Genomic DNA, 26393 nt, shown 5'->3' on the forward strand with positions numbered 1-26393 from the left:
GCCCGCCGCCCCAACCTGATTTGTGGAGGTAACATTGTGGGTATCATACTAAAACCCTTTGCCTGGCTGCTGCTGACCTTTTATAATATCTTTAACAGCTACGGCCTGGCCCTGATCCTGTTCGCCATTGTGATTAAGCTCATTCTCTTCCCTGTTTCTCTGAAGAGCAAGAAGAGCATGATCCAGATGAATTTGCTCTCCGGCAAGATGCAGCAGCTGCAAAAGCAGTACGGCAAAGATCGGGAGCGCTATAACCTTGAGGTACAGAAACTTTACGAGCGGGAGAAGGTCAACCCCATGGGCGGCTGCCTGTGGTCCCTGATCCCTATGATTGTGCTCATCGCGCTGTATGGCATTATCCGCGAGCCGATCACCTACTTCATGAACCTGTCTATGGACCAGATTAAGGAAGTGGCCCAGCTGCTAAACTGGGATACCGTAGCGGTCACCCAGGGCTGGGTGACCCAAGCCATGATGGACAAGGCCGGCGGCGTCTTTGAGAACGGCGCCTATAATCAGCTGTATCTGCTGTCCCTGATCAATGACTCCAATCTGGCTTCGCTCCAGGCTGCCCTGGGTGAGGCCGGCAGCGGCTTATTTGTTATGAACTTCCAGTTCCTGGGTCTGGACCTGTCCCTCATCCCCACTTGGAAATTCTGGACCGGCGGCCTGAAATGGAGCTCGATCGGCCTGTTTCTCCTGCCCTTGGTGTCCACCGGAGTCTCCTTCCTATCCATGAAGGTGTCCATGGCCACCAACAAGATGAATACCAAGACTCAGAATGCCCAGATGGATCAGACGAATAAAATAATGATGTGGATGATGCCGCTGATGTCTCTGTGGATCGGCTTTACCGTTCCTGCCGGCCTGTCTGTCTACTGGGTGGCCCAGTATTTCGTCACCATGGCCCAGGAGGTCATCTGCGGCAGGATGCTGAAGAAGGACTATGAGGCTGCCCGGCTGGCCGCTGAAGAGCGGGAGCGCCAGGAGAAGGAAGAGGAAAAGCGCCGTAAGGAGGAGGCTCGTCTGGAGCGGGCCCGCCGCATCGAGGAAGAGAAGCAGAACAAGGGCAAGAAAAAGTCTGGTCAGAAGAAGAAAAAAGATGAGGAACCCGATCAGGAGGGCGTCAACAAGGAGGACAGCCGGGAGGGCATCCGAGCCTACGCCAGGGGCAGGGCTTATATACCCAGCCGATTTGGCGGCGTCACACCCTATCAGGATCCCAATATCCTGATCCGTGCCCAGATGGAGGCTCAGGCCGCCGCCAAGGGAAAAAAGAAGGGTCAGCCGGCCCCTGAGTCCCAGGCGGAACAGCCTGCCGCTCCCGTTCAGACGGAGCAGCCGGCGGCTGAAGCCCCAGCTCAGGAGGAGTTAGATGTCCAGTCCGCCCAGGCTGTGGAGGAGCATATGCCCTCTGCCGCTGAAGTGACCGAGGAAGCCGAGACTCAGGAAATCGAGGTCGAGGTAGAGGAGATCGAGGTCGAAGTGCCGGATGAGGACGAGAAGAAGGAGGGTATCTGACTATGATCAAGTGGATTGAGACCACCGGACGCTCTGAGGAGGATGCCATCTCCGCCGCCCTGTTCCAGCTGGGCCTGGACCGGGACGATGTGTCTGTTGAAGTGATTGAGCGGGCAAAATCCGGATTTCTGGGTTTTGGCAGCAACCCCGCCAAGGTCCGTGTGAGCTATGAGGTGGAGGATGGCTCTCCCAAGCCTATGATGGAGGACCTGCTGGAGGAGATTTCTGTCCGCCAGGAGGAGCCCAGACAGGTGGAGAAAAAGCCTCAGCCCAGGGAGGAGCGTGTGCTGTCTGCCGCTCCTGTCCAGGAGAAGGAAGAGGAACAACCCGCCGCCCCTGTGGAAGAGGAGACTATTTTGTCCGCTAAACCTGGCTGGAAGAGCCAGCAGCCCCGCCGGGACCGCCGGAATGAGGGTAAGCGCCGTCCCGCGCCTGGCCAGCTCCAGGAGGGAGATGAGGTGCTTATCAGCAGCAGGGAGCACAAACCCCTGCGGACAGAAACGCCCGCGGTCCCCGTATCTGAGGACGATGAGAAGGCCCAGAAGATTGCCACATTCCTCACCGGTCTGATGGAGCACCTGAATGTGCAGGCCGCTCCTGAAATTTTTGTCACCGAGGAGGGCAACTATAAGGTGCGTCTCCAGGGGCAGGATCTTGGGGCTATCATCGGCCGCCGGGGAGAAACGCTGGACGCTATTCAGCAGCTGACAAACTACGCCATCAATCATGGTCAGTCTAAGCGGGTCCGTATCCACGTGGACGCTGAAGGTTATCGCTCCAAGCGGGAGGAGGCCCTTCAGCGCCTGGCGGTGAAGGTAGCCGGCAAGGTGGTCAAGTACCGGAAGAATATGACTTTGGAGCCCATGAACGCCTATGAGCGCCATGTGATTCACACTGCTCTTCAGGACTATCCCAATGTTACCACCTACTCCACCGGTGTGGAGCCCAACCGCCGCACTGTGGTGGCCTATGCTCCCGGTCAGAAATAAGAGAATGCACGGGCGGCGGGAGAAATTTTCTCCCGCCGCTTTTTTTCAGTTGGAGGTGTCCCATGCCTACGCCTTTATATGACGCGGTGAAAAAGTACGCGGACCAAGAGCCTTTCCGATTCCATATGCCGGGGCACAAGGGAGGGCCTGTTCCCCTGATGGCGGAGCTGAAGTGGATGACCCCCATTGACCTCACCGAGCTGCCCCCTACCGGGAACCTGTACGAAGGGGGTGAGCCCTTTGCTTCCGCCCAGGCTCTATGGGCAAAGGAGTTTGGCTTTGAATACTGCCAATTTCTCACCGGCGGCTCTACCCAGGGCATCCACACCGGACTGGCCCTGTGTTGTCCGCCGGGGAGTAAAGTGCTAGTGGACCGAAACTGCCACCGGGCGGTGTTTAACGCCATGGCTCTGCTGGATCTGGAGCCCATCTATCTGGAGCGCCCTTGGCTGGGAGAGGAAAGCCTGATCGGTCCGATTTCCCCGGAAACTGTGGAAAATATGCTGTGCCAATGTCCTAAAATAAAAACAGTTTGTATTACTTCTCCAACATATGCCGGAGTGTTATCAGATGTTGGCGCAATTTCTCGTCTCGTTCACGCCCATGGTGGAAAACTTTTTGTAGACGGCGCCCACGGCGCCCATCTGCCCTTCCTAGGTCAGGCTCCCTTCTGGGAAGCGGATGGAGTTGTAGTGTCTGCCCACAAGACCCTTCCCACCCTGGGACAAGGAGCCCTGCTCTTTACCAATGGGATGGACCCGGACCGGGTGCGGCAGTTGGCCTCGGTCTTTGGCACCTCCAGTCCCTCCTATCCCATTATGGCCAGCATGGACACGGCCCGAGAGTGGATGGTCAAATGGGGACATCACGACTACCGCCGGACCGCTCTCCGGGTGGCACAGCTGCGGGAGCAATTCCCCTCCCTGAGAGAAAAAAAACTGTCACTGGACCCCACCCGCTTTGTTCTCAGCGTCCAGAACGGTCCCGCTTTTACCCGCGCGCTGGAGAAGCGCGGCGTTTATCCAGAGATGGAGGACGGGGGCCATGTGGTCTTTATCTGTACCCCCTTTGATAACAGCTTTTCCCTGAGTGCGCTGGAGAGGCGGCTGGAGGAGCTGCGGGAGCAGATGGGACCCTGTCCGCCCATTCCAGCTCCGCCTCTGCCGGAGCAGGCCATGTCTCCCCGGCAGGCTCTCTTTGCCCCCAGCCGGGTCTGGCCGCTGGAGGACTGTGAGGGGGAGGTGGCCGCCTGTCAGATTGCGCCTTACCCTCCGGGAGTACCAGTAGTGGCTCCCGGGGAGGTAATCTCAAAAAAATCGCTGGCCTATTTGAAACAAATAGGATATAATATAAAATCAGAGGTGCGGATTGCCGCCCTCTAATGGAGAATGTTCCCACAAGTGAGGAAGGTTATGGAATTTTCGGCCTTGGCTGGCAACGACAGGTTGAAGGAGCAGCTCTCCCAGCAGGAGAGCGGCCGCGGCCTGGCCCACGCCTACATTATTTCAGGTCCAACCGGCTCCGGCCGGCATACTTTGGCCCGGCTGCTGGCCGCCGCTATGGTATGCACGTCCGATAGCGGCGGCAGGCCCTGTGGAAAATGCTCCCCATGCAAAAAGATAATCGCTGGAATCCATCCAGATTTTGAGATTATTTCCGGCCCGGAGGAGGGCAAACCTATCACCGTGGATCAGATCCGAGCCCTCCGAAGCGACGCATATATACGTCCTAACGAGGGGGATCGGAAAATCTATCTGCTGGAAGGGGCAGACCAGATGAATGCCTCCGCCCAGAATGCCATGTTGAAGCTGTTGGAGGAGGGCCCTGGATATGCCGTCTTTCTGCTGTTGGCGGAGAACGGGGGGGGACTGCTTCAGACAGTGCGCTCCCGGTGCGAGGAACTGGTGCTGTCCCCTGTTTCTGTGGTCCAGTGCCAGAGCTGGCTGAAGGACCGCTTTCCCCAAAAAAGCTTGGAGGAGATCCAGGCAGCCGCCCTGGATTGTCAGGGTGTTCTGGGCCGGGCGGTGGACCGGCTGTCTGGGACCGACGAGAAAACCAGGACCAGAGAGGAGCAGGCGGACCGGCTGGCCCAGGCCGTGGAGGAAGGTACGGAGCTGCAGCTCTTTGAGGCGGCCATGGTTTTGGATAGGATGGACCGGGAGGAGCTGAACCGACTGCTGGACAGTCTGGAGGCGGCTCTAGGTGCCCGAATTGGTAGGAGCGGCGACCGCCGTAGATCCCTCCGGGGAGTAGAGCTGGTCCATCAGCTGAGGAGGGCCTCACAGCTCAACGCCAATTCCGGTCAGATGGCTGGCTGGTTATGTGCCGGGATGTTCATAAAGGAGTGAGAACTCCGGGAGCGGAGCAGGGAAAAGGCGGCACAGCCGCCGGCCCCGCGTATCCACTCTGGAGAGAAGAAGGAGAATCCCCTATGGTAGAGATCATCAGCGTCCGCTTTCAAAGCGGCGGAAAGCAATATTATTTCAACCCCGATGGACGGCAGTTCCAGATAGGGGACGGGGTCATCGTGGAGACCTCCAGGGGTACGGAGTACGGTGAGTGTGTACAAGCAAACTCTATGATCGATGAAATCGAGCTCACCGCCCCCCTGCGCCCGGTGATCCGGGTGGCCACGGAGGAGGATCGGCAGACAGTAGAGGCCAACCGAGAGAAGGAGAAGAAAGCCTTTTCCATCTGCCAGCAGAAGATTGCCGAGCATGGCCTGGATATGAAGCTGGTCAAGGCGGAGTACAGCTTTGATGGCAGCAAGGTGTTGTTCTTTTTTACCTCCGAAGGGCGGGTGGACTTCCGGGCGCTGGTCAAGGACCTGGCCGGGGCCATCCACGCCCGTATCGAACTGCGCCAGATCGGCGTGCGGGACGAGGCCAAGATGCTGGGTGGATTAGGCATCTGTGGAAAGCCCTTCTGCTGCTCCCAATTTTTGGATGAATTCCAGCCTGTGTCTATTAAAATGGCAAAGACGCAGAACCTGTCCCTGAATCCCACCAAGATATCGGGTACCTGTGGCAGATTGATGTGCTGCTTGAAGTACGAGCAGGAGGCATATGAGGACCTGGTGAAGCACGCCCCGAAGCAGGAGTCTTTTGTGGAAACTCCAGACGGAGCGGGCACTGTGTCCAGCGTCAACCTGCTCCGTCAAACAGTCCAAGTTCGGCTGGAGTCGGCACCGGAGACCCCCAAATGCTACCATAACTGTGAACTGTGTGTGATCCGAAATGGGAAGGGAAAGCGGCCGGAGGGCTATGTGGAGCCACCTTTGGAGCAGTTGGCCCAGCTGCGCCGTAAAGTAGAGGACGCCCCGGAGGAGAAGCGGGAGTTCAGCGGTGAGGGCTCCTCTCTGGCCGCCGCGCTGGAGGAGGTCTTCAGCCGCCGAGAGGAGAGCCAGACCCCACCCCCGCCCGCTGTGGAGCAGGAGGGGGGCGAGGAGCGCCGGGAACGCCGTCGTCGCCGCCGACCCAGAGGGGAGCGGCGTACCGCTGGAGAGCAGGAGGGCCGTACTACGGAGGACCGCCCCCGCCAGGAGCGGAAGGAGCAGCGGCCCCAGGAGATTCAGAGCGGCGAGGGGCAGCCCAAGTCCGCCGGGACCGAGGGGAGCGAGAAACGGAACAGCCGTCGCCGCCGCCGCCGACCTAGAGGGGGCAGCGGCCCCAGGAGTGAACAGCCCCAGGAGTGAGCTCTGCTCCCATCGCACTGTGGCAGAGAGATAGGGACCCGGTCTATTCGCGGAGAGGGCCGGGTCCTTGCTTTTGATTTGAGAAGAGGTGGAAAGGGATGGATGGCTTCCTCCATGCGCTGTCCGCTGTGTCAGTGCTGCTGATGCTCATGTCTGTGGGCTACTTTATGGGAGTCAAGGGCTGGATGACCACTAGGGAGAAGCGGTTTGTCAGCCGGTACATCGTTAACATCGCAGTACCATGCAACTGTGTGGTGGGACTGCTGGATAATCTGAGCCATAATGATTTGGCCCAGGCTGGACTTCTAGTGGCGTCTGGAGTCCTGGGAGTGGGGGTCACACTGCTGATATCTACCGCTGCCGCAGCCCTGCTCCATCTGCCGCGGAAGCGGTGGGGCGTCTTTGTGGCTATGGCCGGGTTGTCCAATACCCTGTTTATTGGCATCCCGGTCTGTACTCAGTTGTTTGGTCAGGTATGTATGCCTTATGTGATGCTATATTATCTGGCCAACACCATTTTTGTACAGTCGGTTGGGATCTTGCTTATTGAACGGTCGGGAGACAGACCGGCCTCTAGAGGCGGAGTGACCGGCTTTTTTTGGGACTTGGTGACAAAGCCGCCTATTCTTGCCCTTCTATTGTCCTTACTGCTCCTAGTAGCGGATCTGAAATTGCCGGAGCCGGTGATGCGGTTCGCGGAGTACATCGGGGATTCAGTTTCCCCTCTCGCGTTAATTTACTGCGGGTTTATTCTCTATGAATTGGGGCTGAAAAATTTGAGACTGATGCCCGGACTGCCTGTTATGCTGGTGATACGTCTGGGGCTTTCCCCGGTGATCTGCTGGCTATTCTGTATGCTGTTCGGTGTCAGTGGGCTGGCCCGGGATGTCTTTGTGGTGGAGAGCGCTCTGCCGGTGGTCAGCCAAGTTCCTGTGCTGGCTGGAGCCTATGGCGCAGACGAGGAGTACGCTGCTGCTGGAGCTTGCTTGTCCGTGCTAGTCTGTCTAGTGACGGTCCCCTTTTTAATGCTGGGTCTGGGATGAGGAGTGGACCCAGGACCAGTTCGGCACCAAATTGGTTGGCACTGAGTTTGAAAAATGGGTGGAATAAAAAGCCGGCGAGTATAATTACTCGTCGGCTTTCCTATTCTGGTTTAACACAGGCAGCGAATGGAGGGCCGACGGCCTAGGCTGCTTACAGCAGGCCCAGATTGTATTTCCAGCCCAGTACCCGCTCCACGGCCCGGTCCAACAGCTCCTGGGGGATGACATCGTCCTCCAGTGCCTGGAGGATCTGGGGGATCTGTTCCTGAAAGTCAGTGGTGACCAGCATATCGTTGCCAGCCAGCAGGGCCAGAACAGCGGCGGAGCCGTCAGCGGCATACTGATCAATGGCGTCCATGGCCAGGTCGTCAGTGAGCGCCACTCCCTCAAAGCCCAAGCCCTGCCGCAGCAGTTGGTGGACCGCTGGGGAGAGGGAGGCGGGGAGGTCCGGGTCCAGAGCCGCCATGATATTGTGGGATACCAGCACGGCGGTCATCCCATGGTTGGAGGAGGCCTGGATGCCGGCCTGGAAGGGGAGGAGATCCCGCTCCCAAAACAGCTCCAGCGGCCGTTGGTCCAGGGCGATGCCGGTGTGGGTGTCCACATTGTCTCCATAACCTGGGAAATGCTTTAGCACAGAGCCCATGGTATCCACTGACATCTGCTCTACCACCTGGGCGATGTAATCGCCGGTTTCCTCTACGCCCTGACCCAGCGTGCGGTCGTAAATAAAGTCATTGGGATCCGTGGACAGATCGGCCACCGGGGCAAAATTCACATTGATGCCAAGAGAGCGGAGCAGCTCGTCCTTTTCCTGTGTGTCAGCCAGGATAGCTTCTATCCCGCCCTGTTCATACAACGCCTGGGGGGACTGGAACCGTTGGGGCCGTAGTTTTGGGTTGGAGCTGACCCTGACCACAGTGCCCCCCTCCTCGTCCACGCCGATTAGCATAGGGATTTCCACAGCCGACTGGTAGGAGGCAATATCCTCCTTGACCTGCTCCGCGGTCTTGTCCTTAAAATCCCGGCCGAACAGAATATATCCCCCCAGATGGTACTGGCTGGCCAGAGCGGCTCCATCTTCCTGTGGGCAGCGGGCAAAGAAGATCTGCCCCACTTTTTCCTCCAATGTCATGGAGGAGAGGAGGCGGTCAATGGTCTCCCGCCGGGGGTCGGGGACTTCCTCTGGGGAGGTAGAGGGTTCGGTGGTTGAGATAGAGGGCCCCGCCGGGACGGCTGGCTCGTCAGGGCCTTCAGAGGAGGTCTCAGGCGCGGAGGTACAGCCTGTCAGCAGAAAAAAGAGTAGGAGCAGGGAGAGACATCGTTTCATGGTATGCTCCTTAACAGAATGTGGTACGCAGAGTGCCGATGCCCTGGATGGTCACCTCCACCCAGTCGCCCGGCTTTAACCAGCTCTTTTGGTCAGCGGGATAGCCGTGCATCACACCTTGGGGGGTGCCGGTGAAGATCAGATCTCCGGGCATCAGAGTAAAGTGATGGGACAGGTCAGCGATGATCTGGGCCAGGGGGAAGATCATGTCCGAGGTATTGGAGTTCTGCCGCACCTCCCCGTTGACCGTGCTGGAGATGTCCAGATGGTTGGGGTCCAATTCTCCGGCAGGGACCAGGCATGGGCCCACGGGGGCAAAACCGTCGAAGGTTTTGGACAGCACCCACTGGCCGCCCCGGGCAAACTGCAGGTCCCTGGTGGACAGGTCGTTGCCGCAGGTGTAGCCAAAAACATAGTCCAGGGCATCCTCCTCGGACACGTTCCGGGCGGGTTTTCCGATTACAGATACTAATTCTGCCTCATAATCATACTCTTTGTAATCTGGAATCAGCTTGACACAGTCCCCATGGGCAGCCAAAGCGTTGGAAAACTTGTTGAACAGCACCGGGGCAGGGGGGATGGGCAGATCACACTCCTTGGCGTGCTGACGGTAGTTCAGACCGATGCAAAAGATACGGTCTGTGCCAGTGACCACCGGGGCCAGGGGAGCGCCGGTAAAACACTGAGGGTCCTGGAGCAGGGGGGTCAGCAGCCGCTCCAGCTCGCCAGCGGGGAGGGCAATGGCGGCGGCCATATCATCTGGGACCGTGATGCCCAGGCGGGTGGCCTCGGCAGCCGCGTCTACCACCCCTCTTTCGGTCTGGAGTCCCAGGGCGGGCCTTCCATTGCGCCAAAATTGCACCAGTTTCATAAACGATCTCTCCTTTTGTATCAAATCAGGGGCAGTCCCGCGAAGGGCTGGCATCGGTGGCGGGACAGGGTTCCGGTACCACTATGGTAGCATATCTGCCGGGGAACGGCAAGGAGAACCGTAGAAAAGGCAGGTGGCCATCCATTCTACCGCTGAGAGGCCCAGAATCCGTGTATATTGCAGTAGGCGTAAGCAGCTTCCACCTGGTCACCGTCGGTTAGCAGAAACGTAGCCTTGGGCTCCTGACCGGGGACCAAAAAGCGGCACTGCCTACTGTTAGCACACTCCAGCACGATCCACTGAATATAGTGGACAGATAGCATGGGGTGGGGCTGAGTGCCCACATGGACAGTGACCTCGTTCCCGTTGATAGACAAGATGGGGACGTGGACCTCTGGAGAACCTCCACCAGAGCCGGAGGCCAGAGGCCGCATCCGCCGCCCGCAGGAGGAGATGGGGGCACCAAAGTTATTCAGAAAGGTGACGACCTCGCTGTGAGGGGAAACGGCGTAAAAATTCATTGTAAAAGGCTCCTTTCCCGTAATACTGAGATATTCTATGCGGTGGACCTGGCAGTGACCATAAAAAAACCGGAGTCCAATGTACCATGGGACTCCGGTGGATGCCAGGGGAGAGGCGATTTCTCCCCGGCGGTTTTTTCCATGTGGATAACAGCGACGGCTAGGGCACCTAATTGTTTGGCGTTTCTCTCTGCAAAATAGAATTTTGTGGATGACAGGACAGGAGAATCAGGCTTCCGGATCATCCTGTTCCCTGCGGGTGACAGCAATGCTCAAATCGTCCAGCTGCTTGTCATCCACAAAGTCCGGACAGGCCATCATTAGGTCAGAGGCGTTCTGCACCTTGGGGAAGGCGATGACGTCCCGGATGGAGGGAGCGCCGGCCATCAGCATACACAGCCGGTCCAGACCATAGGCCAGGCCGCCGTGAGGGGGAGCGCCGAACTTGAAGGCGTTGACCAGATGGCCAAAGCGCTCCTGAATGTCCTCCTCGCTGATACCCAGAGCCTGGAACGCCTTTTCCTGCATCTCCGGGGTGTTGATACGGATAGAGCCGCCACCCAGCTCGGTCCCGTTGAGGACGATATCATAGGCCCGGGCCCGGCAGTGGGCCTTGTCAGTCAGGATTTTGTCCTCGTCCTCCACCATGGGGGCGGTGAAGGGGTGGTGCATGGCCTGGTAGCGGCCCTCCTCCTCAGACCACTCGAACATGGGGAACTGGGTCACCCACAGGAAGCGGAAGTCCTTGGGGTCCAGGATATTCAGCTGGCGGGCCACCTCACAGCGCAGGGCGCCCAGGGCGGCCCATACCACGTCGTTTTTCTCGTCGCCTACGATGAGAATCAGGTCGCCGTCCCTGGCGCCGGCCCGGTCCAGAATGGCCTTGTTCTCCTCTTCAGTGAGGAACTTGGCGTAGGAGGAGGTCACTTGGCCGTCCACCATCCTTGTCCAAGCCAAGCCCTTGGCCTTATAGGTCTTGACGAAGTCCACCAGCTTGTCGATTTTCTTCCGGGGGAAGTCGGCAGCGTGACCGTTGACGTTGATCAGCCGGACGGAGCCGCCGCCTGCCACTGGACCGGAGAACACGCCGAAGCCGCAGTCCTTTACAATGTCGCTGATATCGGTAAGCTCAAAGCCGAAGCGCAGGTCGGGCTTGTCAGAGCCGAAGCGGTCCATGGCCTCCTGCCAGGGCATACGCTGGAAGGGGGTCTGAACATCCACGTCTAGGATCTCCTTGAACACCCGCTTCAAAAAGCCCTCCTGGATGGACATGATATCGTCCTCGTTGACAAAGGACATCTCCAGGTCAATCTGGGTAAACTCAGGCTGGCGGTCGGCCCGCAGGTCCTCGTCCCGGAAGCACCGGGCGATCTGGAAGTAGCGGTCAAAGCCGGACAGCATCAGCAGCTGCTTGTACTGCTGGGGGGACTGGGGCAGGGCGTAGAACTTGCCAGGGTGTACCCGGGATGGGACCAGATAGTCCCGTGCGCCCTCGGGGGTGGACTTGGTGAGGACGGGAGTCTCAATCTCCAAAAAGCCCTGCTCGTCAAAGTAGTCCCGGCAAATCTTGGTGATCTTGTGGCGGGTGGCGATGGCCGCCTGCATCTCCGGGCGGCGCAGGTCCAGATAGCGGTACTTCAGCCGCAGCATATCATTGGCCTTGGAGTGCTCCACAATCTCAAAGGGAGGGGTCTCGGACTTGGCCAGCAGGCGCAGCTGGGTGACATAGACCTCGATATCTCCGGTGGCGATCTTGTTGGTCTTGGACTCACGCTCCCGCACCAGTCCGGTGGCGGCCACCACAAACTCCGCCCGGAGAGAGGCGGCCTTTTCAAAGATGGCCTTGTCGGTGCTGTCGTCGAAAGACAGCTGGACCAGCCCGGTGCGGTCCCGCAGGTCCACGAAGATCAGGCCGCCCAGGTCCCGCTGGCGCTGGACCCAGCCGCAGAGGGAAACCGTCTTGCCGACATCGGACAGGCGCAGGTCCCCGCAGTAGTTGGTGCGGTGAAAGTTCTGAAGGTTATCCATAAAAATCAACTCCAATTTGTATTATTCAAAATTAAAATTGCAAAAAGTATATCATCAAGCGCCGTTTTGGCAGCTTTCCAGAAAGGCGATGACCTCCTGTTGAAATTCCTGGTTGCCATCGGGGAGATAAGTCCTGGATTTGCCAGGGAAAGCCAGGGGGTTGACTAAGATCAGGTTGCCGGGGAGGATGAGTTCCATGTGGCGGCCGCCGGAGTGGAAAAAGACCCGCGCATGAGGGTCCAGGGTGATTTGAACGGTGTCCTCCGGGATCCCGATATTTTTTCCGGGGACTTGATAAGTCGTACTGGAGAGCAGGTCCAGCAGTTCATGGAACTGCCCGGTGGTCAAATCAAAGCAGAGTGCGTTTTCCCGGTCGGAATAGTCCATCTGTACGTCGCAGGCCTCAATGTCCTCTGGGGAGAGAGGAAGGATATCAGCCAGAGTCTGGGGCCGATAGTACCAGCTGCGCCATCCAAAGAAAAGGGCGGCCAGAACGGCCAGCACAGCCCCGGCGATGAGAAATTGCTTCAACTGGTTTTTCATCATGGCAGCACTCCTCTCTGTGATTCGTGATGGATAGGGGAACGGCTGCGTTCTATGGGGTTTGGCCGGCGCTGATCTTCTCCAGCTGTTCCCCCAGCGAGTGGGGCGGAAGGGGAAGAAAGCGGTTCCACCTCCCTGGCGCTGAGGCCGGCAGCCAGAGAAAGGTGCCGTCCCAGTAGGCCATGCACTCCGGGGTACAGCTGGAAAGATAGTAAACTGCAATCCCGCCGTCCGGGGCCCCGGGCAGGGAGGGGAAGGGGAGATAGTTCTGTCCCTCATCAAAGGTGACAGGGGTATCGCTGAAACCGGGGAAAGTACCCTGGCGAACCACAGTGAAAGAATCTGTCGGTATTGCGGGCGGCTCTATATCATAGCCCTGAAAAGCATTGTCAAAGGTAGTCTGCCCCATCACACAATATAGCGTTCCGGCAGCCATGACAAGTACCAGGATGACCAAAGAAAAAATGGCTTTTTTCTTCATCTTCTTACTCCTTTCGTATCTCCAGGAGTGGAAGGAGCAGGGGAGGAGAGGTCACTCCCCTTTGTCCCGGATGGGCGTGCCCTGGGTCAGAGCTTCCAACCCACTTTGGATATGGGCCACGGCCTCAACGGAGGGCAGCTTCACCTGCTCGCCGGTACGCAGATCCTTGACAGCGGCCACGCCGGCGCGGATCTCGTCCTCTCCCAGAAAGACGACATAGGGGATAGCCAGCTTATCGGCATAGGAAATCTTCTGCTTGAATTTTTTCTGTTCCCCGTGGATTTGGGTACGGATACCGGCATCCCGCATGGTGGTGGCCAAAGAGATGGCGGGGGAGAGGTCCTCGGTCATGGGCAGGATGAGCACGTCGGCGGGGGCGGTGTTCAGATCCTGATTCAGATAGCCCTGATCCTCCAGAACGAAGAACAGGCGGGTCAGGCCGATGGAAATTCCAACTCCGGGGAGTTGTTTATCGGTATAATATTCCGCCAAGTTATCATATCGGCCGCCGGAACAGATGGAACCGATTTCCGGATGGTCCAGCATGGTGGTCTCGTAGACGGTTCCGGTGTAGTAATCCAGCCCACGGGCGATGGTCAGGTCCACGGCAAAGTGGCTCTCCGGCACGCCAAAGGCGGCCAGGTACTTTGTGACGGTCCGCAGTTCGTCCAGTCCAGTGTCAAAGAGCGCGTGACGGCCCCGATAGCCCTCCAGAGCGGCAAGGACTTCTCCGTTACAGCCCTTGATGGCGATGAATTTCAGGATCTCATCGGCCTGGTCCTGGGTGAGGCCGATGTCCTCCCCAGTGAGGAGGGCGGCTACCTTCTCCCCGCCGATCTTGTCCAGCTTGTCCACGGTACGCATGATGTCTCCGGACTTGTCTGTCAACCCCAGCATGGCGTAAAAGCCATTGAGGATCTTCCGGTTATTCACCCGGATCTGGAAGCGCCGCAGGCCCATTTTGGAAAAGGCCTGATAGATGATGGCGGGGATCTCCGCCTCGTTGGAGATGTCCAGTTTGCCATCGCCAATAACGTCGATGTCCGCCTGATAGAACTCCCGGAATCGGCCCCGCTGGGCCCGCTCTCCCCGATAGACCTTGCCAATCTGGAAGCGGCGGAAGGGAAAGGTGAGCTGGCCATAGTTTTGGGCTACATACTTGGCCAGGGGAACGGTCAGGTCAAAGCGGAGGGACAGATCCGTGTCCCCCTTCATAAAGCGGTAGATCTGTTTTTCTGTCTCTCCTCCTCCCTTGGCCAGCAGCACCTCGCTAGACTCGATGAGTGGGGTATCCAAGGGGGTGAAGCCATAGAGAGAGTAAGTTTCGCGCAGAATGGCCGCCATCCGCTCAAACTGGGCTTGCTGCGGAGGCAGCAGCTCCATAAAGCCGGACAGGGTGCGGGGCTGTACTTTGCTCATGGTATCAAGATCCTTTCTTTGGTGGAAATGAAGTAATGGGATTGGCTGGTTAGAATAAAAAACACGCTCTCCTCCCATGATTGGGACGAGAGCGCGGAACGCTTCGTGGTGCCACCCAATTTCAGACGCCTCCGGCATCCCTCTGACCTTCTGTTGCGGGAAGGGGACCGCACCCGTCTCCGGGCCCGCTGGTGGCACTGTCTTCTCCGGAGCCGGACCCTAGGGCCCTCTCAACCAAGGGGCCCCTCTCTGTTGGGCGACATACCGAATACTAATGAGCCGTCATCACGGTGATTTATCGATCTTACCCCAGCGGGGAAGAAAAGTCAAGCCTTATAGGGCAAAGGGGACCCGATTGGGATTCATGCCCTCCCGCCAGTCCAGGTCGCCCCGGGCCAGCCCGTGAATGAGCAGCTCGGCGGTGGCCACGTTGGTGGCCATGGGCACGGAGTGCTGGTCACACAGCCGGGAGATGTAGAGGACGCTCTGATCCATCTCGTTATCCAGAGGCGAGTTGAAGAACAGCACCAGGTCAATCTCATTATAAATGATGCGCTGGCCAATCTGCTCGATCCCACCATGCTCATGGGATAAAAACAGGTTGACGGGCAGGCCGGTGGCCTCCATAACCATGCGGCCGGTGGCGTTGGTGGCGCATACCGTATGCTTGGACAGGATGCCGCAGTAGGCGGTGCAGAACTGGACCATCAGATCCTGCTTTTTGGTATGGCTCATGATCGCGATATTCATAAGGCGTTACCTCCTTCTCCGGCGGAGACTTTGCCGCCAGGCTTTGTGGGGCCAACGTAAAATACTGATCTATTTTTCCGTAGGCCGCCCTGTGGAAACGGACCCCTGTAGGCGGGGTATTTCCATTATACTTCTTATTTTTCCTGGCCAGGGGCGCGTCTTGGCCAGGGGGGTTACCGGATGCGCATGATGGGAACCTGATTGCCGTCCAGACGGAGGGCAATGTTCCAGCAGGCCAGGGCGGCGCCCCGTCGCCCCTGGGCGGTCAAGGGCTGGCCCAGGTTGGCGGCCAGCATGACCTGATCGTCCTCCGGCACCACCCCAATCAGAGGCAGGCCGGCGGTGTTCATGGCGTCGTCGATAGTGGCCCGCAGCTTCCGGAGGAGCTTGGGCTGGATACGATTCATGATCAGGTGGACCTGGCGGATACTCTCCAGCTCGCAGACTGTACGCTGGGCGTCCCGCAAAGAGGAGGCATCATTGGTAGCGATGACCAGAGCTCGGTCGGCTCCGCAGATGGCCAGCCGAAAGCCGGCCCCCAGTCCAGCGGGGGAGTCAATGAGGATGTAGTCATATTGCCCCCGGGCGGTATCCAGCATGGCCCGGACCTTGTCGATGGTCAGACTGGGGGACAGGGACATAGGGGCAGTGAGTAGGGACAGCCCCTTCACATCGGGGTGGTCCACAGCCCCTCTCGCCAGGGGACAGCGGCCCAGCGCCACGTCAGAAAAGTCCATCAGGGCCCGGTCACTGAGACCAAGGGTGATGTCCAGATTACGCAGGCCGATGTCCATGTCGATACATAGTACCGTGTGGCCCATCAGAGCAAGGGAGGCGGCTACGCCGCCGGTGATGGAGGTCTTTCCAGTCCCTCCCTTCCCGGAGGTGACGGCAATGACAGTTCCCATAAAAACCTCCTAACTCACCAAATCAAGTGTACCCACAATTTGGGATTTCGTCAACTATTTCACAAAAAATTTTCGTCTAAAACCTGTTTTTTTTAGGCCTTTTCGTCAGAGCGGCTCTTTCTGAATTTTTGCCCAGCGCCGGGGATAGCCCTTGAGCGTTGGAGCAACCTTTTCGATGGCCACAACCCGGTGGGTGATCTCTGTGCCGGGAATTTGATAGTCCGCCTGGTCCCGGACCCGGCCACCCAGCAGCTTGATAGCATGGGCGGCGCCCTCCACTTCAGGGCCGCAGTCCACCGATTTCATGGCCAGGAACACGCCGCCCACTTTCACAAAGGGGAGGCACAGCTCGGCCAGCAGCCGCAGGTCGGCCACCGCCCGGGCGGTAACAAAGTCAAAGGAGTCCCGAAAGCCTTTAACCAGGGCCTGCTCCTCGCTTCGGGCGTGGATGGCCGTGACACCGGACAGACCAAGCTGCTCCGACACCTCACGGAGCCAGCGGACCCGCTTGCCCAGGGAGTCCAGTAAAGTAACCTCCAGGGTGGGGCAGAGGATCTTTAAGGGGAGACCGGGAAATCCGGCTCCGGTACCTACGTCAAGAAGCGTTTTCCCCTCTAGGTGGACGTAGTTGAGCAGGGCTGCGCAGTCCAGCATATGCAGCCGGGCCACCTGGTCGGGCTGGGTAATGGCGGTCAGGTTCATGACCTGGTTTTTTTCCAGCAGCGCCCGGCCGTAGGCCTCCAGCAGCTCCGGTGCCTCCGGTGGGACTCGTTGGGACAGGCCCAGCTCCTCCAGGCCGGCGGCGATGATATCACGCATGGTTGCTTCCTCCAGAATCAGGGATCAGAAAACTGACGCAATGATGCCGAACCCGCTGAAGTTTGACAGCAGGCCCACAATGCCGATGGGCAGAGTGGCCAGGGCAGCCAGCCAGCACAAAATAGCCAGCAGGATGGCGAGCCATTTGCGTGGCCGACCAGTGGACCGCCAGCTCACCAGAGCCAGCGCCCCCAAGCCGATGAGGCCGGGAACGGTGAGCAAGGGGGCCAGATTACCCAAAGTAGTGCCGGTGTAAAAGTAGTAGGTGGTCAGGGCTAAGAGGATGAGCACATAGGCCAGGGCGATCCAGGCCATGGTCCTTTTCAGGGGAGAAGCGGGGGTATATCCCCGGTCCTCCCCTTTATGCTCCTCCGGGAGCTTTTCCTCGGACATTTTAGGATCTCTCCTTTAATAAGTCACGGATCTCGGTGAGCAGCTTCTCCTCGGCGCTGGGCTCCGGGGGAGCGGGCTCCTCGACGGGGACCTCCTCCGGCTTCTTATGGAGCCGGTTGATGGCCTTGATGACACAGAAGATGGCGAACGCGATGATGATAAAGTCCAGGATCACCGAGATCAGGTTGCCGTAGTTGATGGCCAACTCGGGGGTGACGACAGTGCCTTGGGTATCGATCACCGCCTCGTTGAGGACCAGCTTCCAGTCAGAGAAGTCTATGCCGCCGGTAATCATGGAGATTAGGGGCATGATGATGTCATTGACCAGGGAAGTGGAGATCTTGCCAAAGGCGCCGCCGATGACCACGCCGACGGCCATGTCCATTACATTGCCCCGCATAGCGAAGGCCTTGAATTCTTCCAAAAATTTTTTCATGCCTGCTTTCCTCCTATCTGCTGAATGGGCCTACCGGAAAGGGGAGAACCTGGAAACCGTTGGGCCGCAACGGTTTGAAGCCTGCGACCCGTCTGGAGCCATTTTCGGCGGTCCAAATGACTTGGGGTAGGGTAAGACGTGCTGTAAATCGCTCCAGAACGGTCAATACAAATTGTAATATATAATAAAAATATTGCAAAATAGAATATCCCAATCGCTAAATTACTTTTCAGGCACCATGACTTCCAGACCACCCATGTAAGGACGAAGGACCTGGGGGATGACCACGGAGCCATCGGCCTGGAGGTTGTTTTCCAGGAAGGCGATGAGCATACGGGGCGGAGCTACCACTGTGTTGTTCAGTGTGTGGGGCAGATAGGTGCCCTTTTCCCCCTTGACCCGCATCTTCAGGCGGCGGGCCTGGGCGTCACCCAGATTGGAGCAGGAGCACACCTCAAAATATTTTTGCTGGCGGGGAGACCAGGCCTCAATGTCACAGGACTTGACTTTCAGGTCGGCCAGGTCGCCGGAGCAGCACTCCAGCTGTCGCACGGGGATGTCCAGGGAGCGGAAAAGCTCTACGGAGTAGCGCCACATCTTTTCGTACCAGTCCATGGAGTCTTCAGGCCGGCAGACCACGATCATCTCCTGCTTCTCAAACTGGTGGATGCGGTAGACACCCCGCTCCTCGATGCCATGAGCGCCCTTCTCCTTGCGGAAGCAGGGGGAGTAGGAGGTGAGCGTCTGGGGCAGGGATTCCTCAGGAATGATTTGGTCAATAAATTTGCCGATCATGGAGTGCTCGCTGGTGCCGATGAGGTACAGGTCCTCCCCCTCGATCTTGTACATCATGGCCTCCATATCAGTCTGAGACATGACGCCCTCCACCACGTTGCCATGGATCATAAAGGGAGGGATACAGAAGGTGAAGCCCTTGTTGATCATAAAGTCTCGGGCATAGGCCAGCACTGCCTCATGCAGCCGGGCGACGTCTCCCAGCAGATAGTAGAAGCCGTTGCCCGATACCCGGCCGGCGGCGTCCATGTCGATGCCGCGGAAGGACTCCATAATTTCAGTGTGGTAGGGGATAGGGAAGTCCGGTACCTTGGGTTCCCCAAACCGCTCTACCTCTACGTTGGCGGAATCGTCGGGGCCAATGGGGACGGAGGGATCGATGATGTTGGGGATTTGAAGCATGATCTTGCGGATCTGGGCGGCCAGCTCGGTTTCCTTGGCCTCCAGCTCCGCCAGACGGTCGGCGTTGGCCTTGACCTGGGCCTTGACCGCCTCCGCCTCCTCCAGCTTGGAGGGATCTTTTTTTGCCTGACCCATGAGCATACCCACTTGTTTGGACAGGGCGTTGCGGCTGGCGCGGAGCTCATTGGCCTCGCTAACGGCGGCCCGGTTCTCCTCGTCCAGGGCAATGACCTGATCAACCAAGGGCAGCTTGGCCTCCTGGAATTTCTTTTTGATATTTTCTTTGACGGCATCGGGGTTCTCGCGGACAAATCGAATATCTAACATTTTATACGTTCTCCTTTATTTAAGTGTAATGTTTCACGTGAAACGTTCCAGGGGGAAAGTCAGTTTGATAAGGAGTGACTTGGCGGGCTTTCCTGATCCAACGCCCATGTCTCTAGGTCACAAAACAGATCTCCCTGGCGCTCGGCCTCAGCTTGAGGGTAGAGTAAGTGCCCTAATAAAGAGCCTCGTAAATCTCCAGATAGCGGTCATAGGGAGAAAAACGGCCATTGTCAGTGGTGCTCTCCTTAGGGAGATAGTCTTTCAGCGGTGTCTGCCCATTTTCTGTGGCTTCCATCTCCTGAATTAACTCACGACAAAGGGAATAACGCCCCCGAACATAGGCCTCGTCAATCTGCCAGAAGTGGTCTAGGGCGCGGCAGGTTTCAGAGAGCACATGTTCCTGGTGGCTGATAACATCAGGCAGCACATCTAACTGGTCATTGGCATCCGCCAACTGTTCCTCCAGGTCCGCTACCTGCTCCTTCAACTTCGCATTCTCCTCGTACAGGGTATCCAACCGCTGAACGGCGGATGCGGACTGCTGAAGGCTGTCGATTTGCTCCTGGTTTTGCTCCAGATAACTCTGATATTGCCGCCGCTCCATCATGAAAGAGTACAGCAACAGCAAGAAGGCGGCGGCAAAGAGGATGGCTATATATTGGAATACCGACCGCTGGCGGCGCTGCCGCTGTCCCTTGGTCATGGGTTTGTCCCCACGTTTGGCGGGAGAGGGGGGGAGATCCTGTGAATCAGGCTGGGGGGCCTGTCCTACCTGCTGATCTTTTTCCTCATCCATTCCCACCACCTCCTTCCCGGTGGAGGCTCTGAAGCAGGGTCAAGAGAGCTTCCAGGTCCTGGTCATCATAGTACTCCAGCTCGATCCGGCCCTTTTTTCCTTTGTGGGCGATCTTCACCTTCCGGCCCAGCCGGCCGGATAGGTCCTTTTCCAGATCTCCCAGGTAGAGGGAGAGGTCGGGGCCGACGGCCTTCGGCTTTTCATTACGCTCCTTTTGAAGAGCCTTGACCAGCGCTTCGGTCTGGCGCACAGAGAGCTGACCCTCCGCTACCCGCTGGGCCGCCTCCTTCTGAATGGCGGCGGTGGGGGCGCCTAGAATGGCTCGGGCGTGCCCGGCGGAAAGAATGCCCTCCTCCAGAAGCGCCAGCACCTCATCCGGCAGAGCCAGCAGGCGCAGAGTGTTGGCGATGGCGGGCCGGGACTTGCCCATCTGTTGAGCTACCTGCTCCTGGGTCAGACCATATTCATCCATCAGGACCTGATAGCCTCGAGCCTCCTCGGCCGGATTCAGGTCCTCCCGTTGGAGGTTTTCAATCAGGCCCAGCTCCATGACCTTCCGGTCATCCGCCTCAATAATGACGGCGGGCACCTCGGCCAGCCCGGCGGCCTTGGCCGCCCGCCACCGGCGTTCACCGGCGATAATCTGATAGTAGCCGGAGGACAGCCGCCGAACCGTAAGGGGTTGAATAATGCCGTGGACTCGGATAGATTCAGTGAGATCGGCCAATGCCGCCTCGTCAAATCGCTTTCTAGGCTGGTTCAGTCCCGGCTCGACCTGGGAAATGGGCAGGGATACAGAGCCCTCGCCTTGGGGCTGGAGGTCCGGGTCGCCCAGCAGGGCGTTAAGACCACGGCCCAGCCCCAGTTCTTTGGTTCGTTTTGCCATAATAAACTCCTTTTCCAGAGTAAAACATCGGGTGCGGAGAGGAACGATATTGATTCATAAGAGCCGGACGACCACACAGCAGAACCTCGAAAGCTCCGCTTTCCGTACTCTTTTATAAGGTTAGCGCTTGGACGCGATCTCATCCGCCAACAGGCGGTAGGCCTCCGCGCCCCGAGAATAGGGATCATAGGCGGAGATGGGTCTGCCGTGGCTGGGTGCCTCGGAGAGGCGGACGTTTCGAGGGATGACGGTGGCGTATACCTGGCCAGGGAAGTGGCGCTTGACCTCCTCCGCTACCTGAAGGGAGAGGTTGGTACGGCTGTCGAACATGGTGAGCAGAACCCCCTCCAGAGTGAGGGCGGGATTCAATCCCCGCTTGACTAACCGCACTGTGGCCAAGAGGTCGCTAAGCCCCTCCAGGGCATAGTATTCGCATTGGACCGGGACCAACAGGGAGCCGGCGGCACACAGGGCGTTGACAGTGAGCAGCTCTAGAGAAGGGGGACAGTCGATAAATATATAGTCATAGTCCCCGGACAGGGCGTCCAGGGCGGTTTTCAACAGTCTCTCCCGGTTGTCGATGGCGATCATCTCAATGCCCGCTCCGGCCAGCGCCTTGTTAGAGGGGAGAACATCGCCATATCTGGTCCGGACCACTGCTTTGGCCGGCTCGGCCCCATTGATCAGCACATCGTAGACATTGGGAGAGGCGGTGTTCTTATCTACACCCATGCCGGAGGTAGAGTTGGCCTGGGGATCGAAGTCGCATAGCAGCACCCGCTTGCCCAGGTCATGGAGGGCGGCCGACAAGTTGACAGCGGTGGTCGTCTTGCCTACTCCGCCCTTTTGATTGACGACAGCGATGATCTTGGCCATGAGCGCCTCCTTAGCAGCGATGAAAATGCCCCCGAAGGGGCGGTACAGCATCTTATTATATCAATCGGGCACCGGGATTTCAACTGCTTTTCCGCTTTTTCTCTGTCCTTTCCCACAAAAAATGAGTGCCTAATGTTTCACGTGAAACATCAGGGCCATCTGGGCGCAAAAACCCCGTGGGCTCAGGATCAAAAGCCCACGGGGCAAAAAGGGGGGAGGGCGTCATGTGGCCCTTCGGGGAATATGAATGGTAAGTAAAATCTCCTCGTCGGTGTCCTCTCTGCGGCAACAGGCGTTGACGCCGGCAGAGCGCATCAGATCCAGACTACGGCTGATGGTATTTAAAAACAGCCGGACATCCTTGACAATAAACGTGGGTTTCTTTTTAGGGCCGGAGGAGGGAGAGGAGAGCATGGCCTCCACCATACTCTCTGTCTGGGCCACGGTCAGGGAACGCTCGGTCACCTGCTGCGCCGCTTCCCGCTGCTGGGCCGGGTCCTCCAGACGGAGCAGGGCGCGAGCGTGACGCTCGGTGCATCCACCTTCCCGCAGGATTGTGAGGACCGCCGGGTCCAGCTTCAGCAGCCGGAGCTTATTGGCCACAGCGGACTGGCTCTTACCCAAACGCCGGGCGGCTTCATCCTGGGAGATGTGATAGGTGTCAATGAGTTTACGCAGGGCGAGAGCCTCCTCCCAAAAATCCAGGTCACGCCGCTGGAGATTCTCCACCAGGGCCAGCAGGGAGGAGGACTGACCGTCTGTCTGGATGGATAGGCAGGGCACTTCCCGCAGACCGGCTAGCTTGGCCGCACGCAGCCTCCGCTCGCCAGCCACCAGCTCCCAGCCGCCCTCCCGGCGGCGCACAGTAAGTGGCTGTAAAATACCCATAGACTGGATGGAGTCAGCCAGTTCCTCTAGTTCGGGTTGGGAAAACAACGTGCGGGGCTGGTCAGGATTGGGGAGGATTGAGTCCACAGGGAGGAATAGGACACGCCCGCTGTCGAATATACCTTTTTTGGGCAGCAGCCGCATGATAGGTACCGCCTTTCTGTCAAGTTCTCACACCCATATTCTACCAAAATATGGTAAATAATAGGTCGAAAACACAGAGGGGCAGAAAAAAATCCGTAAAAATTTCAGAGGGAGGGTCAAAGGCTGACTGAATAGATAAAAAATGAATGATTGATATGGGGAACTTGCACAATTATAAAAGGAGAGGAAGAGAATACCTTGTAAATTCAAAGCGAGGTGTATATAATGAAAGCAGAAGAAAAAGTGCTGTAAAAAGCGGGGATAAGGGAAATAAGAGGAAGGAGAGAGGGAGAGGGCCGGGTCCAATGCCGTTGTATGTATGATTACGGCCGTTTTATTTCTGGAAAATCCTTGCGAAAGTATAAGGGAAGATAGGGAAGGAGAAGGAGAATTATGAAAACAAAAAAACTGCCTCTTGCCTTTTGGATCTTTGTCGGCTTAGTGGCTGGTATTGCCGCGGGCCTGATACTGATGGCGGTCCCTGACGGAGGGCAGATCGCCATTGGCTATATCAAGCCCTGGGGCGACATCTTTTTGAACCTGCTGAAATTTATTGTAGTGCCTATCGTCCTGTTTTCCATCGCTGCCGGAGTCATCTCGATGCAGGACATCAGCCGCGTGGGTTCGGTAGGTGGCAAGACAGTGGTATATTATATGTGTACCACAGCCTTTGCGGTGGTGCTGGCCCTAACGCTGGCCAGCGTGGCGAAGGGGGCCGGCCTCTTTACGACCTTGGAAACCAGCGGCCTGAGCTATGAACCCCCAGCGGGAAAAAGCATTATGTCGGTCATTGTGGATATTTTCCCCGCCAACCCAATCACGCCGTTGGCCAACGCCTCTATGCTCCAGGTTATCGTCATTTCTTTGCTGCTGGGCTTCGGTATCCTGCTGGCCGGAGAGAAGGGGCTGGTGGCCGCCCAGATTGTGGACAGTTTCAATGAGGTGTCCATGAAGATTATGGACCTGATTATCAAGTTGTCTCCCATTGGTGTAGCCTGCCTGATCTGTCCGGTCATCGTGGAAAACGGCCCGGAGATCCTAGCATCCCTAGTGGCGGTGCTGCTAGTGGCCTATGTGGGGTACATCCTTCATGCCGTCCTGGTCTATTCCCTAACCGTGGGTACCTTGGGGGGAGTGTCCCCTCTCAAATTCTTTGCTTACATGGCCCCGGCTATGATGATGGCCTTTTCCTCCGCGTCTTCAGTAGGGACGCTGCCCTTTACGCTGGAGTGTTCCGAGCGGCTGGGTGCCCGGCGTGAGGTGGCCTCCTTTGTCCTGCCCCTGGGGGCCACCATCAATATGGACGGTACTGCCATCTACCAGGGCGTCTGTGCCATCTTTATCGCCACGGCCTTCGGCATTGATTTGAGCCTGGGACAAATGGTCACCATAGTGCTCACCGCTACCCTCGCCTCTATCGGTACCGCCGGCGTACCAGGGGCGGGCATGGTCATGCTGGCCATGGTTCTTCAAAGCGTCAATATCCCCATCGAAGGTATCGCTCTGGTGGCCGGGATCGACCGGATCTTCGATATGGGCCGTACTACAGTGAACATCACTGGCGACGCCGCTTGTGCGGTCATCGTGTCCAAGATGGAGGACCGTAAGACCGCCAAGACGCAGGGCGCGGTCCGCTGATTTTCTCCGCGTTGTGCCTGGAGAGGCGGTGAGGGCCGCCCGATCCACAAAGCTGGCGCGTCAATGGAACAATAAGAGGGAGCCCCTCCTTTGGGAGAGGCTCCCTCTTACTTTTTAAACAAGCCGGAAAAGAATTTGATTTTTATTTAAATAATAATTATATTATTCTATAATAAAATTAAGCAATAAAAATATTTATTTAGAAAAAACTTATTTAATTATATAGACAAATTAGAAAAGAGATATATAATGAAAGCTATACTAAATATATATTTTTTAGTATTTATTGAGAAGTAAAATGGAGGATGATGTAAAATGGGTATTCCAGTTGGGATCAATGGATTCGGACGGATTGGAAGGGTTGTGCTCCGAATCATCTTGGAGCGAGGGGACGGCTTTGACCTGCGCGGCATCAATTTGCGTAAGGCTGACCTGGACTACATGGAGTACATGGTGAAGTATGATTCAGTGTTTCATACCTTTCAGGGGACGGTGGAGCATGATGGCCGCGACCTGATCGTAAACGGACACAGGATCCGGGTATTCAGTCAGAGCGACGCGGGGCAGATCCCATGGAGCGAGTGCGGCGCACAGTACATCGTAGAATCCACCGGGGCCTTTAACTCCCAAGAGCTGGCCTCCCTCCATTTTCAGGGCGGGGCAAAAAAAGTGGTCATTACCGCTCCGGCCAAAGATGAAATGACGCCCACCTTTGTCATGGGCGTCAACCACTGGAATTATAGCGCGGATATGGATGTAGTATCCAACGCCTCCTGCACGACAAATTGTCTGGCGCCTCTGACTAAGGTCATCCAGGACAATTTTGGGATAGAGCAGGCCCTTATGTCTACCATCCATGCCTCTACAGCCAAGCAGAAGGCGGTAGACGCCAGAGCGGGGCGTGATTGGAGGACAGGCCGCTCTGTCATTGGCAACATCATTCCCTCCACGACCGGGGCGGCCAAGGCGGTGGGCCTGGTCATTCCGGAGCTGAAGGGCAAAATGACCGGGATGTCCTTCCGTGTCCCGACCAATGATGTATCCGTGGTGGACCTGACCGCCCGCCTGGTGACACCCACCACCTATGAGGATATATGCCATGCTGTCCATGTGGCCGCCCAGGGCCCCATGAAGGGAATCCTATCCTATACCAGAGATCAGATCGTGTCCTCCGATATCATTGGCAATCCCCACACCTCCATTTTGGACGAAACCGCGGGTATCATGCTGGATGACCGCTTTGTCAAGCTGATCGCTTGGTATGATAACGAGTGGGGGTACTCCAATAAAGTGCTGGACCTGATTTCCCATATGTACCGCGTGGACCGTTCCTAAAAGGAGAGCCGTCTGCCGGGAAACCAGCAGGCGGCTCTTTTTTGTTTTACTCGTCAGCGGTCGTTCTGGTACGCCAGGCGATCTCAGATTCCAAGTCGCTTTTCAGCTTGTTGTTCTCCGCCACCAGATCGTCGTAGTGCCGGCTTTGGACATAGTATTTGACAAACTCAAAAGTGGCCTCCTGGAATTCCTCCTCGCTATAAGAGGGGAGGAGGGAGCCGTTGACTCGCTTCAGGCCCTGGACGGAAATGAGGACCAGACGGCGGTTCTTTTCAGACAGGCGGGCCAGCTTCAGGGTGTCAGGAATCTCCAGACCCAGGCCGTAGGCCTCGTTCACCAGTTCCAGCAGCCGGCGCTGTTCCGGCTTGGCCGATACGATGACCCCGTATTTTTGGAATAGGTCCTTTAGATAATCTACCGATACCAGTTCTCTGGTAATGGTCCCTTTGCCAATGCCGGAGAACATTGTATTTGACAGGGAAAAGCTGACATAAACCTCATTTCCAGTTTTCGGATAACCCATGGACGTTTCCTCCTATACTTTAAATAAAATAGACTGG

Annotated in this window: 26 protein-coding genes; 8 read left to right on the forward strand and 18 right to left on the reverse strand. The window is 57.3% G+C overall.

What is annotated here, in order from left to right; all coding sequences use genetic code 11:
• Positions 1-36: 36 nt before the first annotated feature.
• The 6 genes from OCV64_RS06070 (at position 37) to OCV64_RS06095 (ending at position 7247) form a co-directional block, all read left to right on the forward strand.
• Positions 37-1521 carry a YidC/Oxa1 family membrane protein insertase gene (locus OCV64_RS06070; RefSeq protein WP_262669554.1) on the forward strand — a complete coding sequence of 495 codons (1485 nt, stop codon included), beginning with the start codon at positions 37-39 and terminating at the stop codon, positions 1519-1521.
• 2 nt (positions 1522-1523) lie between these two features.
• Positions 1524-2510, forward strand: a complete 987-nt coding sequence (gene jag / locus OCV64_RS06075) for an RNA-binding cell elongation regulator Jag/EloR (protein ID WP_186853221.1) — start codon at positions 1524-1526, stop codon at positions 2508-2510.
• A 62-nt stretch (positions 2511-2572) separates the two neighbouring features.
• Positions 2573-3892, forward strand: a complete 1320-nt coding sequence (locus OCV64_RS06080; protein WP_186853220.1) for an aminotransferase class I/II-fold pyridoxal phosphate-dependent enzyme — start codon at positions 2573-2575, stop codon at positions 3890-3892.
• 30 nt (positions 3893-3922) lie between these two features.
• On the forward strand, positions 3923-4858 hold the full coding sequence (locus OCV64_RS06085) for a DNA polymerase III subunit delta (RefSeq protein WP_262669555.1): 936 nt from the start codon (positions 3923-3925) through the stop codon (positions 4856-4858).
• Between the two features lie 83 nt (positions 4859-4941).
• Entirely contained in the window at positions 4942-6204 is a 1263-nt protein-coding gene (locus OCV64_RS16080; RefSeq protein ID WP_147572529.1) for a PSP1 domain-containing protein, read from the forward strand.
• Between the two features lie 98 nt (positions 6205-6302).
• Positions 6303-7247 (forward strand): AEC family transporter, encoded by a 945-nt coding sequence (locus OCV64_RS06095; RefSeq protein WP_147572531.1) that lies wholly within the window; start codon positions 6303-6305, stop codon positions 7245-7247.
• 151 nt (positions 7248-7398) lie between these two features.
• Here the strand turns inward: OCV64_RS06095 and OCV64_RS06100 are convergent, their stop codons facing one another.
• The 17 genes from OCV64_RS06100 to OCV64_RS06180 all read right to left on the reverse strand — a co-directional run bounded on the left by OCV64_RS06100 (position 7399) and on the right by OCV64_RS06180 (position 22860).
• Positions 7399-8577, reverse strand: coding sequence for a glycoside hydrolase family 3 protein (locus OCV64_RS06100; protein ID WP_262669556.1), 1179 nt, complete (start codon positions 8575-8577; stop codon positions 7399-7401).
• 10 nt (positions 8578-8587) lie between these two features.
• Positions 8588-9448 (reverse strand): fumarylacetoacetate hydrolase family protein, encoded by an 861-nt coding sequence (locus tag OCV64_RS06105; RefSeq protein WP_262669557.1) that lies wholly within the window; start codon positions 9446-9448, stop codon positions 8588-8590.
• A gap of 146 nt (positions 9449-9594) precedes the next feature.
• Complete coding sequence (locus OCV64_RS06110) at positions 9595-9969, reverse strand: desulfoferrodoxin family protein (protein WP_262669558.1); 375 nt, start codon at positions 9967-9969, stop codon at positions 9595-9597.
• Positions 9970-10197: 228 nt separating this feature from the next.
• A complete protein-coding gene (gene aspS / locus OCV64_RS06115; protein WP_262669559.1) occupies positions 10198-11997 on the reverse strand; it encodes an aspartate--tRNA ligase in 1800 nt (599 codons plus the stop codon).
• A 54-nt stretch (positions 11998-12051) separates the two neighbouring features.
• Positions 12052-12543: a hypothetical protein gene (locus OCV64_RS06120; protein ID WP_147572541.1), complete on the reverse strand. Its 492-nt coding sequence runs from the start codon at positions 12541-12543 to the stop codon at positions 12052-12054.
• Between the two features lie 49 nt (positions 12544-12592).
• Positions 12593-13021 carry a hypothetical protein gene (locus OCV64_RS06125; RefSeq protein WP_262669560.1) on the reverse strand — a complete coding sequence of 143 codons (429 nt, stop codon included), beginning with the start codon at positions 13019-13021 and terminating at the stop codon, positions 12593-12595.
• Between the two features lie 51 nt (positions 13022-13072).
• A complete protein-coding gene (gene hisS / locus OCV64_RS06130; RefSeq protein WP_262669561.1) occupies positions 13073-14440 on the reverse strand; it encodes a histidine--tRNA ligase in 1368 nt (455 codons plus the stop codon).
• A gap of 333 nt (positions 14441-14773) precedes the next feature.
• Positions 14774-15190 (reverse strand): methylglyoxal synthase, encoded by a 417-nt coding sequence (locus OCV64_RS06135; protein ID WP_147572547.1) that lies wholly within the window; start codon positions 15188-15190, stop codon positions 14774-14776.
• 173 nt (positions 15191-15363) lie between these two features.
• Positions 15364-16098, reverse strand: a complete 735-nt coding sequence (locus OCV64_RS06140; protein ID WP_147572549.1) for a nucleotide-binding protein — start codon at positions 16096-16098, stop codon at positions 15364-15366.
• Positions 16099-16203: 105 nt separating this feature from the next.
• Positions 16204-16917, reverse strand: coding sequence for a 16S rRNA (guanine(527)-N(7))-methyltransferase RsmG (rsmG, locus tag OCV64_RS06145; protein WP_186853212.1), 714 nt, complete (start codon positions 16915-16917; stop codon positions 16204-16206).
• 24 nt (positions 16918-16941) lie between these two features.
• The gene (locus OCV64_RS06150) at positions 16942-17310 is read right to left on the reverse strand and encodes a hypothetical protein (protein ID WP_186853211.1); all 369 of its coding nucleotides are present in this window, start codon (positions 17308-17310) and stop codon (positions 16942-16944) included.
• 1 nt (position 17311) lies between these two features.
• Positions 17312-17746, reverse strand: a complete 435-nt coding sequence (gene mscL, locus OCV64_RS06155) for a large-conductance mechanosensitive channel protein MscL (protein WP_262669562.1) — start codon at positions 17744-17746, stop codon at positions 17312-17314.
• A gap of 222 nt (positions 17747-17968) precedes the next feature.
• Positions 17969-19270 (reverse strand): serine--tRNA ligase, encoded by a 1302-nt coding sequence (gene serS, locus OCV64_RS06160; RefSeq protein WP_186853209.1) that lies wholly within the window; start codon positions 19268-19270, stop codon positions 17969-17971.
• Positions 19271-19442: 172 nt separating this feature from the next.
• Positions 19443-20066 carry a hypothetical protein gene (locus tag OCV64_RS06165; protein ID WP_262669563.1) on the reverse strand — a complete coding sequence of 208 codons (624 nt, stop codon included), beginning with the start codon at positions 20064-20066 and terminating at the stop codon, positions 19443-19445.
• On the reverse strand, positions 20059-20952 hold the full coding sequence (locus OCV64_RS06170; protein ID WP_147572562.1) for a ParB/RepB/Spo0J family partition protein: 894 nt from the start codon (positions 20950-20952) through the stop codon (positions 20059-20061). Before OCV64_RS06170 ends, OCV64_RS06165 begins: the two co-directional genes overlap by 8 nt.
• Before the next feature lie 120 nt (positions 20953-21072).
• Entirely contained in the window at positions 21073-21828 is a 756-nt protein-coding gene (locus OCV64_RS06175) for a ParA family protein (protein WP_262669564.1), read from the reverse strand.
• 222 nt (positions 21829-22050) lie between these two features.
• Positions 22051-22860 (reverse strand): ParB/RepB/Spo0J family partition protein, encoded by an 810-nt coding sequence (locus OCV64_RS06180; protein ID WP_186853207.1) that lies wholly within the window; start codon positions 22858-22860, stop codon positions 22051-22053.
• A 393-nt stretch (positions 22861-23253) separates the two neighbouring features.
• Here OCV64_RS06180 and OCV64_RS06185 point away from each other — a divergent pair, with 393 nt between their 5' ends.
• Both OCV64_RS06185 and gap read left to right on the forward strand, forming a co-directional pair.
• The gene (locus OCV64_RS06185; protein WP_186853205.1) at positions 23254-24498 is read left to right on the forward strand and encodes a dicarboxylate/amino acid:cation symporter; all 1245 of its coding nucleotides are present in this window, start codon (positions 23254-23256) and stop codon (positions 24496-24498) included.
• Between the two features lie 315 nt (positions 24499-24813).
• A complete protein-coding gene (gene gap, locus OCV64_RS06190; RefSeq protein WP_147572570.1) occupies positions 24814-25833 on the forward strand; it encodes a type I glyceraldehyde-3-phosphate dehydrogenase in 1020 nt (339 codons plus the stop codon).
• A gap of 46 nt (positions 25834-25879) precedes the next feature.
• Here gap and OCV64_RS06195 read toward each other — a convergent pair whose 3' ends face one another.
• The gene (locus OCV64_RS06195) at positions 25880-26356 is read right to left on the reverse strand and encodes a hypothetical protein (RefSeq protein WP_147572571.1); all 477 of its coding nucleotides are present in this window, start codon (positions 26354-26356) and stop codon (positions 25880-25882) included.
• Between the last annotated feature and the right edge of the window lie 37 nt (positions 26357-26393).

This window comes from Muriventricola aceti, assembly GCF_025567565.1.
Taxonomy (GTDB): domain Bacteria; phylum Bacillota; class Clostridia; order Oscillospirales; family Oscillospiraceae; genus Lawsonibacter; species Lawsonibacter aceti.

What these genes read in the sequence shown, in the direction of transcription:
- jag (WP_186853221.1), top strand. Translation starts at nt 1,524, where the DNA reads ATGATCAAGTGGATTGAGACCACCGGACGCTCTGAGGAGGATGCCATC.
- OCV64_RS06080 (WP_186853220.1), top strand. Translation starts at nt 2,573, where the DNA reads ATGCCTACGCCTTTATATGACGCGGTGAAAAAGTACGCGGACCAAGAG.
- OCV64_RS06085 (WP_262669555.1), top strand. Translation starts at nt 3,923, where the DNA reads ATGGAATTTTCGGCCTTGGCTGGCAACGACAGGTTGAAGGAGCAGCTC.
- OCV64_RS16080 (WP_147572529.1), top strand. Translation starts at nt 4,942, where the DNA reads ATGGTAGAGATCATCAGCGTCCGCTTTCAAAGCGGCGGAAAGCAATAT.
- OCV64_RS06095 (WP_147572531.1), top strand. Translation starts at nt 6,303, where the DNA reads ATGGATGGCTTCCTCCATGCGCTGTCCGCTGTGTCAGTGCTGCTGATG.
- OCV64_RS06100 (WP_262669556.1), bottom strand. Translation starts at nt 8,577, where the DNA reads ATGAAACGATGTCTCTCCCTGCTCCTACTCTTTTTTCTGCTGACAGGC.
- OCV64_RS06105 (WP_262669557.1), bottom strand. Translation starts at nt 9,448, where the DNA reads ATGAAACTGGTGCAATTTTGGCGCAATGGAAGGCCCGCCCTGGGACTC.
- OCV64_RS06110 (WP_262669558.1), bottom strand. Translation starts at nt 9,969, where the DNA reads ATGAATTTTTACGCCGTTTCCCCTCACAGCGAGGTCGTCACCTTTCTG.
- aspS (WP_262669559.1), bottom strand. Translation starts at nt 11,997, where the DNA reads ATGGATAACCTTCAGAACTTTCACCGCACCAACTACTGCGGGGACCTG.
- OCV64_RS06120 (WP_147572541.1), bottom strand. Translation starts at nt 12,543, where the DNA reads ATGATGAAAAACCAGTTGAAGCAATTTCTCATCGCCGGGGCTGTGCTG.
- OCV64_RS06125 (WP_262669560.1), bottom strand. Translation starts at nt 13,021, where the DNA reads ATGAAGAAAAAAGCCATTTTTTCTTTGGTCATCCTGGTACTTGTCATG.
- hisS (WP_262669561.1), bottom strand. Translation starts at nt 14,440, where the DNA reads ATGAGCAAAGTACAGCCCCGCACCCTGTCCGGCTTTATGGAGCTGCTG.
- OCV64_RS06135 (WP_147572547.1), bottom strand. Translation starts at nt 15,190, where the DNA reads ATGAATATCGCGATCATGAGCCATACCAAAAAGCAGGATCTGATGGTC.
- OCV64_RS06140 (WP_147572549.1), bottom strand. Translation starts at nt 16,098, where the DNA reads ATGGGAACTGTCATTGCCGTCACCTCCGGGAAGGGAGGGACTGGAAAG.
- rsmG (WP_186853212.1), bottom strand. Translation starts at nt 16,917, where the DNA reads ATGCGTGATATCATCGCCGCCGGCCTGGAGGAGCTGGGCCTGTCCCAA.
- OCV64_RS06150 (WP_186853211.1), bottom strand. Translation starts at nt 17,310, where the DNA reads ATGTCCGAGGAAAAGCTCCCGGAGGAGCATAAAGGGGAGGACCGGGGA.
- mscL (WP_262669562.1), bottom strand. Translation starts at nt 17,746, where the DNA reads ATGAAAAAATTTTTGGAAGAATTCAAGGCCTTCGCTATGCGGGGCAAT.
- serS (WP_186853209.1), bottom strand. Translation starts at nt 19,270, where the DNA reads ATGTTAGATATTCGATTTGTCCGCGAGAACCCCGATGCCGTCAAAGAA.
- OCV64_RS06165 (WP_262669563.1), bottom strand. Translation starts at nt 20,066, where the DNA reads ATGGATGAGGAAAAAGATCAGCAGGTAGGACAGGCCCCCCAGCCTGAT.
- OCV64_RS06170 (WP_147572562.1), bottom strand. Translation starts at nt 20,952, where the DNA reads ATGGCAAAACGAACCAAAGAACTGGGGCTGGGCCGTGGTCTTAACGCC.
- OCV64_RS06175 (WP_262669564.1), bottom strand. Translation starts at nt 21,828, where the DNA reads ATGGCCAAGATCATCGCTGTCGTCAATCAAAAGGGCGGAGTAGGCAAG.
- OCV64_RS06180 (WP_186853207.1), bottom strand. Translation starts at nt 22,860, where the DNA reads ATGCGGCTGCTGCCCAAAAAAGGTATATTCGACAGCGGGCGTGTCCTA.
- OCV64_RS06185 (WP_186853205.1), top strand. Translation starts at nt 23,254, where the DNA reads ATGAAAACAAAAAAACTGCCTCTTGCCTTTTGGATCTTTGTCGGCTTA.
- gap (WP_147572570.1), top strand. Translation starts at nt 24,814, where the DNA reads ATGGGTATTCCAGTTGGGATCAATGGATTCGGACGGATTGGAAGGGTT.
- OCV64_RS06195 (WP_147572571.1), bottom strand. Translation starts at nt 26,356, where the DNA reads ATGGGTTATCCGAAAACTGGAAATGAGGTTTATGTCAGCTTTTCCCTG.